The organism is Bradyrhizobium sp. CSS354, assembly GCF_029051725.1.
In the GTDB taxonomy this organism is placed as follows: Bacteria; Pseudomonadota; Alphaproteobacteria; order Rhizobiales; family Xanthobacteraceae; genus Bradyrhizobium.
Window position 1 is genome coordinate 62,478 of the sequence record NZ_JAACFU010000010.1, and the last position, 12,622, is coordinate 75,099.

Below are 12,622 nucleotides of genomic sequence, written 5' to 3' on the forward strand. Positions count from 1 at the left end.
GTGCGTACCAACCGGAAATCTTCATGAACAGCCCCGATGTTCGCAATCCGATTCAGATCGACCGCGGCTCCAGCCTGGCGATCTCTCATGAAATAGCAGACCGCCTGCGGATCAAGCTTCGCGGCGAGCACGACCCATTGCCGCAACATCTGACGGCCCTGGTCGACCGCATTGCGCAGATCAGCAGCCATTCGAACCAAGCGACGCTCGTGATGACCTCCGGATCGGATTCAGCATGTTAGACTTTTCGAATGCATCTTTTACGCCTGAAACCATCGGCATCATGAAAACTGCGCTGGACACGGCGGTTGCGTCACTGCCGGCCCCGGTCAGCTCCGCGCATGTCCGGTCGATCGCGGAAACAATCCTTCGCACAGCGAAGGAGGGCGAGCGAGACCCCGTCGTCCTGGAGCGCATGGCGTTGATGGAGCTTCAGATCTCGCCGCGTGATTGAGGCCGGTCCGCGAGCTTGTGTGCCGGCGCGAAGTGCTCGAATGGCCCAGCGGGCTCACCAATCCGGATCGCCGTAGTAGGGATCGACCATATAGGGCGGGGGCATCCACGGCCCTCGCGACGGCCGGGGTCGCCGAGGTGCGGCCGCCTGCGCGTGCGGCCGTGCAGGCGCAGCGGTCTCGTTGTTGATCACGCTCCGCGCGGCCGGTTTCGCGGATGCAGGTGCGGACGACGATGCGGATGATGTCGTCAGCTCCTTTTGCAGCGCCTGGACCTGGGCGGCGAGGCGCGCATTGGCCGCCGTATCTTTCTCCTGCGCCGCCTTGAGCTGTTGAATGGTGTCGGCCTGCTCGCGCAGCGTCTGCTCGTTGCGGCTTTTCAGTTGCTCTAGCTTTCCGTTGATGTTCGCAAGCTCGCTGGTGATGGTCTTGAGCGATTGCGCGAGATCGGACGACGACGAGTCAGGCGTTGTGGCGCCAGTTCTTGAAGCGTCGGGCCTTGGAGCGTCGGGTCTTGAAGCGTCAAACCCTGCATTGCTCTCCGTGTCCTTGCCGACCGGCGGCGCGGGCACCGTGCCAGGCTCATCCGCGGCAGCCAATTGCACTGCCGGCGGTTGCGCCGGAGTTTCAACCGCGGACGCTTGCGGAGGCTCGCTCGCTGCTGGCGGAGCCCACCGCGCCATGATCGACCTGCTCATCGACCTGGCCTCGTCGCGATATTGCGAAGCGAAGGCGACACCGAGAACGCCGATCGCCAGCACGAGACCAACCAGAGCGCGCCGCATGGGCCGATCTCTCTTCAGGCCTTGGTCGCGAACCGTGCTAGCCGGCGCCAGCGCCGCGGCCTTGGGAGTCTTGTCCTCGGGAGCCTTGTCCTTGGGAGTCTCGACAGCATCCGCACCGGCACTTGCTCGCGAGGCCCGTGGGCTTTCGCTGCCGCGTTCCATTCCGGAAACCAGCCGGTCCAGCCGCGCAAGGTCTTGCTCCGCGCTCTTGATCCGGTCGTAAGCCCGCGCCAGCCCGCCATCGGCGCGCCCCGCGTCCGACTTTGGGGCGTCCGGCTTGGGGGCGTCAGGCTTGTGGTCATCAGGTTTGGGGTCGTTCGTCTCGGGCACCGATGCGCTCTCGATTCCGTCGGGCGTCAATGGGAGTGCGGCAGTCCGATCGGAACGATAAGACTCGCCGCCGTCCCACACAACGCGCGTGCGAAGGAGAAATTATGGCGAGACCTCGGGGTGGGGCGGTCGCGGGGTATGCAACGGGCGCCCTTGATCTGGATCAAGCATGCAGCGCCCGACCGTCGCCACCGTGCAGACATTCATCGGAAGGAACACATGGTTCAGACAAGAGCGATCATCCTTGGTGCCTTCGCGGCCCTGCTGCTGGCCGTGCCGGCCAAGGCACAGGTGCTGGTCGACGTTTCCAAGATCAGCTGCGACCAGTACATCACCCAGCGCGTTACCCACATGCAGACCGTGAACGTCTGGCTCGCCGGGTTCTACGCCGGCCGCCGCAACAATCCCGTTGTGGACACGCAAGCGCTGAACAAGAACGGCAACAAGCTCTCGCGCTTCTGCGAGTCGCATCGCGAGATGCCGCTGCTGGACGCGGTCGAGGCCAATACGAAGTAGGGGCCGAGGTGGGCGCGGGCGTTTGCGGCCGTGTCGGCCTGACCATATCGCGCATTCCGGCGACGCGCATTGAATCTACATCGACAGGTGAAGTGCACTGGCACCGTAATCGCCGGCCATCAATAGCGGCCGCCGTGGCCCTTTTGCTGCGTGATCCAGTCCGACAATGTTTTCGGTGTCGATCCCACGGTCCGGCCCGGTGATGCCTTCGGATTGTCGCGAACGCCTTTCGTCGGACGGGTGCGCGGCGCTTCCGTTCCGTTGACGCTCTTCGAGCCAGCGATCGATGCCTCCGCGGCTTCCTTCTCGAGGCGCAGCTGTTTCAATCGCGCCATCTTGATGCGCTCTGCCTCGACTGCGGGTCCTTCGGACAGCAGCGGCCTGTGTTGAGCGACCTCCGCCGGGACGATGACACCGATAATGGTTGTCTCGCCGAGCGCCTTGCAGGCTTCGAGCCGATGCAGTCCCTCGACCAGAACGAGGCGGTCTCCGTCGAGCCGGACGGAAATGGGTTCCTGTTGTCCGATGTCCAGCATACTTTCAGCGATCTCCCCGACGATCTCGGGCTTGATGGCTTTCTTCTGCTTCGTGGGAACGAAGATCTTCTCGATCGGGAAGCTTTCCGGTTTGGGCATAACTTCTACTCCGCTTCTACCAGGCCCGTCGGAACCCATGCCGGTGAGGACGAGAGTTTAGGAGGGAAGGGCCCGACCGCAAAGGCAATTCGGCGGCTGGTACTGATAGGCGTCGATGCCGGAAGCTGCTACCCGATCAATTTGCCCATAGGAGGGGTTGAGCCGCTGCGAAACCCATCGCTTCGCCGAACCACTGATGATGGGTATCGCTTCGCCCTACCCATCCTACGAGCTTTGCCAATGTTTCTCAGGAAACCCCATCATTATTCTAACGGAAAACTCGACCGACAGCACGCACAAGTAGCAGTCGCAAAAATTTAATGGTACTGAAGCAGTAATCACGCGAGAGATTGGGTATGGGGAGCTCAGTTGCCGCAGCGAACGATTCAAGATGTCGAAATCGCTTTAATAAAAGCGATGCTCGATCGGGAAATGAAGAACAAGAACATCCAGTTCTATTTCAATCGCCCGGAACGACCCGTCAATTCTGGCAGAATATCAACGATCAGAACTGGCTCTTACAGCAACTCTGGGAAAATTCCTGCCGCCTCGGCCGAAGAGTTGGACAGCTTTATTGCTTCGTTCACACCGCACGGTATAGGCACGGAACAGCCAGCCGGCGAATACGACATTCGTCAGCTCTTTCGAAAGAATAGCGACGCACGTTGGTATTTGCATCGTGGTGAAAGCGAAGAACACGAGTGCAAACAGGACTTCGATCCGAAGAAATTAACTCCTGTTGTAAGGGCGATTGCTGCGCTGGCCAATAACAAGGGAGGGTACATCTTCTTTGGAATTGGAAACAATCAATGTCGAGTTGACGGAGCTGGCCCTGCGTTCGCCCAAACCGATATCGCTGATATCGTGAACAAGGTGAAGGCGCATCTAGCTCCTACGCCAAGCATAATCGTGAAGAGTGTAGCCGAGTTCGATGGAAGAACGGTCGGGTTTTTGCTTGTGGAGAAGCACCTGGACCGTCCGGTCGTCGTTTACAGAGATGGTGATGGCTTAGCGGAAGGAGATATTCTTTATCGATATGCAGGTCAGTCGTCTCGCATCAAGTTTGCTGACTTAAGAGCGATGTTGGACGAGAGAGATCGAAGGGCCCAAGTTGCGCTCGCAAAGGCGGCTGGAGCTCTGGCTGACGTGGGTACGGCCAACGCTGTAATCCTCGACACGGACAAAAGTACTCTCAATACGAATGGTCGTCCGATAGTTCTGGATGAAAAATTGATCGAGCAGATCAAGTTCGTTAGGGAAGGGCAATTTGAGGAGAAGTCTGGCGCCCCAACGCTCAGGCTGGTTGGTGAGGTCAAAACGGTGACTGTGACCGGTCCACCGGAAAAGCTAATTTCAAGAGAGGCGATTTTTGAAAAGCACATTCTGGATGCGTTCTTGAAGCAAGAGCAGCCGGAAAATCCCGATCAATTCATCCTTGCGGGTTTGGCCCAATCGCGGATGTGGCTTCCAATATTCTATTTTGCGCGAGCGACCGGCCGCTCAAATTCAGAAATTGTCGATGCAATAGAGGCTCAGAAGGTCGCACAGAAGGGCAAGAAATCAATATTACTGGATAGATTAAAAGGGCAAAGAACCGCGTTCGCAAAAGCGGTCACGCAAGCGGCTCGGGCGGTCAGCAGCGAGGTTTCATCGGGGAAGCTACACCCGCCAAAGGTCCTCTCGGACGTCGGCGCATTTGCTCATGGTCTGACGGCGGTTGCAACGATCAAAACACCCCTTCCGGACATACTAAGTGCTCTCCAGATTGGCCGAGAGTTGGCCGAAAAAGCGGACGACAAAAATGCGTTCGGTGCTATTTGCAAGGCGGTGTGTCGAGTTGACGAAATGTTCTTCGGCGCGGACGATAACGAGAAATGAAGTTTATTGGTCTTGTCCCAATCCGGGGATTTGCGCGAGAGTCAAATGCACAGCCCAGTTCTGGACGAGATCCCTGGTAGGATCGTGACACTTGCGATCGGTGCGCTTGCGCAAGCGAATATGCATGCAGTTTCGCTGATCCCGGAAACGAGCATTGGGATTTCATTTCAGTGACGAATACGGCTCATGCTGGGGAGCTCTTCCTGAAGGCCATCATAGCAAAGGAGCACCCGCTTTTAATATTTAAAGATCTGTTCAGCCTCGATGACAATCGAGCCGATACGCTTGATCTAGTTAGCCTCATTAAACGAGGTAAAACGCATGAATTTGAAAAGCTGCCGCAAGTGCTGTGGGTTGCAACCGGACAGAGGTTGCCGAATCCTGAATGTTTCGAGCGTCTAAGACGAGTAAGGAATTCGATCCAGCATTTTTGCGCTCCGGAGAACGAGGATTTCAGGGCGCTCTCGCTGGAGTTCATCTACACGATAATCGATCCGCTCATTCGGGATAATTTTGGCCTTTTCGCAATTGAGTATCATGAGGATCACAGTGTTGGTTACGACCACGTAGTAGGCTGTCTTATTCGATACCAACTTAGATTTTCAATTCCGGATGACTTTGAAGTTGGAGAGATTAGGCTTTGCCGTGAGCTCAAGGGTGCGGAAGAAAGTTATCGCGAGTGGTTGATTGGAGAGTTGAAGCGGATTGGCCGAGAGGACCTATTAAGTGAGTAGGAAGAAAAAGGGCGGCCCCTCGGCCGCCCTTCGTGCATGCCTGGGTCAAACCCGGGCGTAACAATCATGATGACCTTCGGCCTCACGAACAACCCGTCGTGCTGCCGCAAGTATCGCACTTCATGCACGTGCCATTCCGCACCAGCGTGAAGTTGCCGCACTCCGAGCACATCTCGCCCTCATAGCCCTTGGCCTTGGCTTCCGCGCGGCGCTCGGCCTTGCTGGGCACCGCGACTTGTGCGCTGCCGGCCTTGCTCCACTGCAGGGCCTCTAACTTCTCGGTGGGCGAGAGGTCGTGGGCCACTTCCTGCTTCAGCGCGACCGCGCCTTCCAGGACGTCGCCGGCACGGCCTGCGCCGTGAGAGGCGAGCGAGGTGACCTTGCTGCCGCCGGCCGGGGCGCTGTCGTTGCCTTGGGCGACCGCGGTCGAGCCGCCGCGCATCACCACGAGGTTGTCGGTGCGGGAGCGGGTGAGGCCGCGCGACACCAGCTTGGAGGCGCGCTGGCCGTGATCGTCAGGCTCCTTGCCTTCCTCGACGCCCTTGCCGAGCACGTCGAACCCGGTCTCGCTGGGATCGACATGGGCGAGGTCGAAACGGCTGAGATAGCTCACAGCCAGTTCGCGGAAGACGTAGTCGAGGATCGAGGTCGCGTATTTGATGCTGTCGTTGCCCTGCACGGGGCCCGCGGGTTCGAAGCGGGTGAAGGTGAAGGCGTCGACATATTCGTCGAGCGGCACGCCGTACTGGAGGCCCAGCGACACCGCGATGGCGAAGTTGTTGATGAAGGAGCGCAGTGCCGCGCCTTCCTTGTGCATGTCGATGAAGATCTCGCCGATGCGGCCGTCGTCATATTCGCCGGTGCGCAAATAGACCTTGTGGCCGCCGACGACCGCCTTCTGGGTGTAACCCTTGCGGCGATCTGGCATCTTCTCGCGCTCGCGCATCACGATGATGCGCTCGACCAGCTTCTCGACGATCTTTTCCGAGACCTGGGCGGTGCGCGCCGCCATCGGCTTGTCGTAGAGATGGTCGACCGCATCGTCCTCGTCCTCATCGTCGCTGATGAGCTGCGAGTTGAGCGGCTGGCTGAGCTTGGAGCCGTCGCGGTAGAGCGCGTTGGCCTTCAATGCGAGTTTCCACGACAGCATGTAGGCGGACTTGCAGTCCTCTACAGTTGCGTCGTTCGGCATGTTGATGGTCTTGGAGATCGCACCCGAGATGAAGGGCTGCGCCGCCGACATCATGCGGATGTGGCTCTCGACCGAGAGATAACGCTTGCCGACCTTGCCGCAGGGGTTGGCGCAGTCGAACACCGGATAGTGCTCGGCCTTGAGGTGCGGGGCACCTTCCACCGTCATCGCGCCGCAGATGTGGACGTTGGCCGCCTCGATCTCGCGCTTGGTGAAGCCGACGGCCTGGAGCAGGTCGAAGCCGGGGGCCGCGATCGCCTCGGCACCGATGCCGAGCTGGTCGCGGATGAAGTCCTCGCCAAAGGTCCATTTGTTGAAGGCGAACTTGATGTCGAACGCAGTCGGCAGCGCCTTCTCGACCTTGGCGATGGCCTCGTCCGTGAAGCCCTTGGCCTTCAGCGTCGAGGCGTTGATGCCGGGCGCGTTGGAGAGCGAGCCGTGGCCGACGGCGTAGGCCTCGATCTCCGCGATCTCGCTCTCGCGATAGCCGAGCGCGCGAAGTGCTGCGGGGACCGCGCGGTTGATGATCTTGAAGTAGCCGCCGCCGGCGAGCTTCTTGAATTTCACCAGCGCAAAATCAGGCTCGATGCCGGTGGTGTCGCAATCCATGACGAGGCCGATCGTGCCGGTCGGCGCGATCACCGTGGTCTGGGCGTTGCGATAGCCGTGCTTCTCGCCGAGCTCGAGCGCCGCATCCCACGCCGCCTGCGCATGGGTGACGAGGTCGGTCTGCGGGCACGACACCAGGTCCATCGGCACCGGGTTGACGCTCAGCCCCTCGTAGCCGTTGGACTGGCCATGGGCGGCGCGGCGGTGGTTGCGGATCACGCGCAGCATGTGCGCGGCGTTCTTCTTGTAGCCGGGGAAGGTGCCGAGCTCGGAAGCCATCTCGGCCGACGTCTTGTAGGTGATGCCGGTCATGATCGCGGTCAGTGCGCCGGCGATCGCGCGGCCTTCCTTCGAGTCATAAGACAGACCCATGGTCATCAGGAGGCCGCCGATATTGGCATAGCCGAGGCCGAGCGTGCGGAACTCGTAGGAGAGCTCGGCGATCGATTTCGACGGGAACTGCGCCATCATCACCGAGATTTCGAGCACGATGGTCCAGAGCCGGCAGAGGTGCTCGTAGCCCTCGACGTCGAAGCGCTTGGAGGGGATATCGTAGAACGTCAGCAGGTTGGCAGAGGCGAGGTTGCACGCCGTGTCGTCCAGGAACATGTATTCCGAGCACGGATTGGAGGCGCGGATGTCGCCGGACGCCTTGCAGGTGTGCCAGTCGTTCATGGTGGTGTTGAAGTGCAGGCCGGGGTCGGCCGACGCCCAGGCGGCGTAACCGATTTTTTCCCAGAGGTCGCGCGCCTTCAGCGTCTTGGTGATCTTCTTGGTGGTGCGTCCGACGAGATTCCAGTCGCCGTCGGTCTCGACCGCGCGCAGGAAGTCGTCCTTGAGCGAGACCGAGTTGTTGGAGTTCTGGCCGGAGACCGTGAGATAGGCTTCCGAATCCCAGTCGGTGTCGTAGACGTCGAACTGGATGTCCTTGTAGCCCTGCTTCGCAAACTGGATGACGCGCTTGATGTAATTGTCGGGCACGAGGCTGCGGCGCGCGAGCTTGATCTCGCGGCGCAGGGCAGGGTTCTTCTCGGGATCGAAGCAATCGTCGCCCGAGCCCTCGCAATTGACGCAGGCCTTCAGCACGGCCTTGAGGTGCTTCTGGTTGATCTTGGATCCGGTGACGAGAGCCGCGACCTTCTGCTCCTCCTTCACCTTCCAGTCGATATAGGTCTCGATGTCGGGATGATCGACGTCGACGACGACCATCTTGGCCGCGCGGCGCGTGGTGCCGCCCGACTTGATCGCGCCCGCGGCGCGGTCGCCTATCTTGAGGAAGCTCATCAGGCCGGACGAGCGGCCGCCGCCGGAGAGGCGTTCGCCTTCGCCGCGCAGGCGCGAGAAGTTGGAGCCGGTGCCGGAGCCGTATTTGAACAGGCGGGCTTCGCGGACCCAGAGGTCCATGATGCCGCCCTCGTTGACGAGATCGTCACCGACGCCCTGGATGAAGCAGGCGTGCGGCTGCGGATGCTCGTAGGAGGATTTCGAGCGGGTCAGCTTGCCGGTGAAGGGGTCGACGTAATAATGGCCCTGGCCGGGGCCGTCGATGCCATAGGCCCAATGAAGCCCGGTGTTGAACCATTGCGGCGAGTTCGGCGCGACCATCTGCATGGTCAGCATGTAGCGGAGCTCGTCGTAGAAGGTCTGGGCGTCCTCGTCGGAGGAGAAGTAGTTGCCCTTCCAGCCCCAATAGGTCCAGCAGCCGGCGAGACGGTCGAACACCTGCTTGGCCGAGAGCTCGCTGACATAGCGCTCTTTCTCGGGCAGGAGGGCGAGCGCCTCCGTGTCGGGCACGGAGCGCCACAGGAAGGAGGGGACGGACTCTTCCTCGACCTTCTTCAGGCGCGCGGCAACGCCGGCCTTGCGGAAGTACTTCTGGGCCAGGACGTCGGAGGCGACCTGCGACCACGCGGTCGGCACCTCGACATTGTCGAGCTTGAACACGACCGAGCCGTCGGGATTCCTGATCTCCGACGTGGTCAGCCGGAAATCGATGCCGGCGTAAGGTGACTGTCCCGAAGTGGTGTGGCGCCGCTCAATCCGCATGGTCTTGCCCCGTCCTATCTTTGACCGAACCGCCTCCGTTCAGGCGCGCCGGGTCATCATTTCATTTCGCGGTGCTCGGCGGCCGTCTGGCCCCTGGCATCGCAGTTCAGCCGGTAGACCCGGCCCGTTTTCTCCCGACGCGATTGCTCGATGCGCGCACCGATCATCCGCCGGCACGTCCAGACCCATCCGCCCCAAAGGGATGAGCCCGACATGCGTTCAACGCCCCACAACGTCACGTCTTCAACCATTGCCATCCGAGCCTGTTTCCAGCCCGTTCAGGCGCCCGAAAGATCCGCTCTCGCCGGGCAGACAAGCCCGTGTCCCGCTGCCTTTGTCTGGCTTGGCGGAGTGCTGTTTTGCAGACCCTTTGGGGGAGTGCCGGCGGGACGCAAACACACTCGCGCCGAACGGATCGAAAACTAGGACTCTCCGTTACCCCCGTCAAGAACTAGTGCGAGTTCCTGAATCAAATACTAAATATGGTGGATTGTGGGGGATAACAGGGGGCAGGCCCGCGCCTGTTGTTGAGCCAAGTATCAGTGAGTCCTCAGGGATTCCCAACCGAAAAAATTTGCATCTTGTGGTCCTGCTGAGGCTTCACCCCGCTGTTCACAGGCCAGGTATATTTTTAAGTCGCGGGGTTGCCTCAGCGGGACTCACGTAGGGCTACGGTAGGTAAGGGCAGGCATGCCTGCCGGGCTGGTGGTGGGAGGCGCGAATCCGCGCCAAGCTGCCCTCGATTTTGCCGGACTACCCACATGCTTGATTCGACCCGCCGGGATGCGCGAGCGCGCATCGCCCCGGCCGGCCTGATGTTCCTCGCCATCACCTCGGTGGGCTGGGGTTTCAACTGGCCGGTGACGAAATTCCTGCTCTCCGAGCTGCCGCCGCTGACCCTGCGCGGGGTCACCGGCGTGCTGGGCGCGGTGCTGCTGGCGGCGCTGGCGCTGATCCGCCGCGACAGCCTCAGCGTCCCGCGCGAGATCTGGCCGCGCCTCGTGACCGCCGCGCTCCTCAACGTCACCGGCTGGATGGTGCTGATGGGCCTGGCGCTGCTGTGGCTGCCGGCGAGCGAAGCAGCGCTGATCGCCTACACCATGCCGGTCTGGGCCTCGCTGATCGCCTGGCCGGTGCTGGGCGAGCGGCCGACCTTGTTGCGCACCATCGCGCTGGTGATGGCGTTTGCCGGCCTCGCCTCGATCATGGGCGGCAACGGCTTTGCCGCCACCGCGGACAAGCTGCCGGGCATCGTCATGGCGCTGTGCGGCGCGCTCGGCTTCGCGCTCGGCACGGTGTTTTCGAAGAAGTACCCGATCCGCCTGCCGCCGATCACGGCCGCGGCCTGGCAGATCGGGATCGGCTGCCTGCCGATCACGATCATCGGCCTCGCCGTCGAGACCACCCATTTGGAATTGGTGACGCCGGTCGGATGGTGGCTGCTGGTCTATTCGACCGTGGTGCAGTTCTGCATCGCCTATGTCAGCTGGTTCGCAGCCCTTGCACGCCTGCCGGCCTCGGTCGCCGCGATCGGCACCATGGCGGTGCCTGTCATCGGCGTCGTGGCATCCGCGATCGCACTCCACGAGCCGCTGGGAGCAGGGCAGATTGCCGCGCTGATCTTCACGCTGGCGGCGGTGGTGCTGGCGACGCGGTAGGCGCCTAAATTTCGGTGACGACCGACGCTTCACACCGCCTTGTCTCCGAACGCAGCGGGAAGCGTGGTGAGGAACGACATCACGCGCTGTGTGCGCAGGGGCGGGCGGCGGTCGGAGGTGCGCAGCATCCATAGGGGCTCCGCCGGCGCGCGCCAGGGCGCAAGCACTTCGACCAGCCGGCCGGCGCGCAGGTCTTCATGGACGAGCCACGCCGGCCCCCAGCCGATGCCGAACCCATTCGCGATCAAAGCGAGCGAAGCGTGCGCGTCGTCGCAAATGTGCTTGGGCTTGGGCGTGACGCGAATGAGTCCTTTGCCGCGCGGGTCGGCGAAGCGCCAGGTGAGGATCTGACCGCTCGCGGGATTCCGGAAGCCGACGTGGTCGTGCGCGGAAAGCTCGTATGGCGTAGCCGGCGCGCCGCGCGCGTTCAGATAGGCAGGCGAGGCGCAAGCGATCCAGGAGAACGTGCAAAGCCGCCGCGCCTGATGGCCGGGCGCGCGGTCGAGGGGCCCTGAGCGGATCGCGACGTCGACGCCTTCCGCCGCGAGATCGAGAATCTCGTTGCGGAATTTGACCTCGATCTCGATTTCCGGCCGTACCCGCAGGAATGCGGGCAGTCGCGGCAGGATGCAGGCGCGCGCGAACGAGGCGGGGGCGGTCACGCGCACACGTCCGCCATCGTCGCGCGCGACTTCGCCGAGCGCGGATTGGACACGGGCGAGACTTTCGGCCAACGCGCGTCCCGCCGCCATTAGCCTGTCGCCCTCTTCGGTCAGCGCCAACGAATGGGTGGAGCGATGCAAAAGCCGCAACCCGCGAGCCTTTTCGAAGCGGGCGACCGCCTTGGACATTGCCGAGGTGGTCGTCCCCGCCCGCCGCGCGGCTTCGGCGAAGGAGCCCGCCTCGACGACACGGACGAAGGCGAGGAGACGTGAGAGGTCGGGAGGTAAAGTCGTTGTGGACATGCAGTCCACATAGTCATGGCTATGCAGTCACTACAAGAGCCATTCCCTAGCGGCTAAATACGGAGTGTCAGCGCGCAATCTGCGCCGCTAGAAACCGCGGGAAGTCCCATGAACCCCATCGAAATCACCCTGCAAGCCCTCGACGCCGCCGAGCGCGCGATTCCACCCGGCCAGCCGGTTTATATGCTCAATCTGCTGCGCTACCGCGCGTATGCGCGTTACGAGGACGGATTCGACGCCGCGCCCTGCTCGGGCCGCGAAGCCTTTCATGAACGCTATAGGCCGGCATTTCGGCGCCTCGCGGCCGGTAAGCCGCTCGTGCGGATGTTTTCCGGGCCGGTCCTGACGAGCCTCGTCGGCGCGCCAGGCGAACGCTGGGACGAAGCGGCGATCAATGAATACGGCGATTTCGCCACCTTCCGCTCGATCGTCGACACCGAGACTTACCGGCGCGAAGCCGCCCCGCATCGGCACGCGGCGCTCGAGGATTTCCGGCTGTTCGCGCTCGCCAAGGCGATGTGAACGCATCGAGGCGACGGCCTCGGCATTCGCCTTTAACGGAGCACTTCAGTCATCGGGAGTTTGTCTTCGAGCACCTGCTGGCATACTCCAGGGAGGTCGAGATACCGATGCGGGTGACGTTGGGCGGATCTGGCTGTAACAGCTCAAAGGCGCGGCGCCCATTTTGACCGGTGGCCATCGAAAAGAAGAAGCTGGCGGCGCGAAATGAGTTGGAATGGCCCAAAGGAAAACGTGAGTTCCTCTCGACGCCGGCCTCTCTGCAATGTCTCCGTGGTAGCCCGCATTCTTCACTGCCAAAGG

The 12,622-nt window shown here is 61.7% G+C and carries 12 protein-coding genes; 7 read left to right on the top strand and 5 right to left on the bottom strand.

The genetic code is table 11. The annotated features are described in order from the left end of the window. The first annotated feature begins 23 nt into the window (after positions 1-23). Complete coding sequence (locus GWG67_RS24280; protein ID WP_275171877.1) at positions 24-242, top strand: hypothetical protein; 219 nt, start codon at positions 24-26, stop codon at positions 240-242. Then, entirely contained in the window at positions 236-454 is a 219-nt protein-coding gene (locus GWG67_RS24285; protein ID WP_275171878.1) for a hypothetical protein, read from the top strand. Before GWG67_RS24280 ends, GWG67_RS24285 begins: the two co-directional genes overlap by 7 nt. Positions 455-508: 54 nt before the next feature. Here the strand turns inward: GWG67_RS24285 and GWG67_RS24290 are convergent, their stop codons facing one another. Further along, a complete protein-coding gene (locus tag GWG67_RS24290) occupies positions 509-1,567 on the bottom strand; it encodes a hypothetical protein (RefSeq protein ID WP_275171879.1) in 1,059 nt (352 codons plus the stop codon). Positions 1,568-1,786: 219 nt separating this feature from the next. On the opposite strand from GWG67_RS24290, the gene GWG67_RS24295 reads away from it, so the two are divergent. Continuing rightward, positions 1,787-2,083, top strand: a complete 297-nt coding sequence (locus GWG67_RS24295; RefSeq protein WP_275171880.1) for an HdeA/HdeB family chaperone — start codon at positions 1,787-1,789, stop codon at positions 2,081-2,083. Positions 2,084-2,202: 119 nt separating this feature from the next. Here GWG67_RS24295 and GWG67_RS24300 read toward each other — a convergent pair whose 3' ends face one another. Beyond that, a complete protein-coding gene (locus GWG67_RS24300; RefSeq protein ID WP_275171881.1) occupies positions 2,203-2,718 on the bottom strand; it encodes a ParB N-terminal domain-containing protein in 516 nt (171 codons plus the stop codon). Positions 2,719-3,087: 369 nt separating this feature from the next. Between GWG67_RS24300 and GWG67_RS24305 the strand changes: the two genes are divergently transcribed. After that, positions 3,088-4,596 (top strand): ATP-binding protein, encoded by a 1,509-nt coding sequence (locus GWG67_RS24305; RefSeq protein ID WP_275171882.1) that lies wholly within the window; start codon positions 3,088-3,090, stop codon positions 4,594-4,596. Positions 4,597-4,766: 170 nt separating this feature from the next. Beyond that, complete coding sequence (locus GWG67_RS24310) at positions 4,767-5,330, top strand: hypothetical protein (RefSeq protein ID WP_275171883.1); 564 nt, start codon at positions 4,767-4,769, stop codon at positions 5,328-5,330. An 82-nt stretch (positions 5,331-5,412) separates the two neighbouring features. On the opposite strand, the gene GWG67_RS24315 is transcribed toward GWG67_RS24310, so the two are convergent. Beyond that, positions 5,413-9,177: a vitamin B12-dependent ribonucleotide reductase gene (locus GWG67_RS24315; protein WP_275171884.1), complete on the bottom strand. Its 3,765-nt coding sequence runs from the start codon at positions 9,175-9,177 to the stop codon at positions 5,413-5,415. A gap of 56 nt (positions 9,178-9,233) precedes the next feature. After that, positions 9,234-9,434 carry a hypothetical protein gene (locus GWG67_RS24320; RefSeq protein ID WP_275171885.1) on the bottom strand — a complete coding sequence of 67 codons (201 nt, stop codon included), beginning with the start codon at positions 9,432-9,434 and terminating at the stop codon, positions 9,234-9,236. 504 nt (positions 9,435-9,938) lie between these two features. Here GWG67_RS24320 and GWG67_RS24325 point away from each other — a divergent pair. Continuing rightward, complete coding sequence (locus GWG67_RS24325) at positions 9,939-10,835, top strand: DMT family transporter (RefSeq protein WP_275171886.1); 897 nt, start codon at positions 9,939-9,941, stop codon at positions 10,833-10,835. 29 nt (positions 10,836-10,864) lie between these two features. Here GWG67_RS24325 and GWG67_RS24330 read toward each other — a convergent pair whose 3' ends face one another. Beyond that, on the bottom strand, positions 10,865-11,800 hold the full coding sequence (locus tag GWG67_RS24330; protein ID WP_275171887.1) for a LysR family transcriptional regulator: 936 nt from the start codon (positions 11,798-11,800) through the stop codon (positions 10,865-10,867). A gap of 108 nt (positions 11,801-11,908) precedes the next feature. Here GWG67_RS24330 and GWG67_RS24335 point away from each other — a divergent pair, with 108 nt between their 5' ends. Beyond that, the gene (locus GWG67_RS24335) at positions 11,909-12,322 is read left to right on the top strand and encodes a hypothetical protein (protein ID WP_275171888.1); all 414 of its coding nucleotides are present in this window, start codon (positions 11,909-11,911) and stop codon (positions 12,320-12,322) included. Positions 12,323-12,622: the final 300 nt, after the last annotated feature.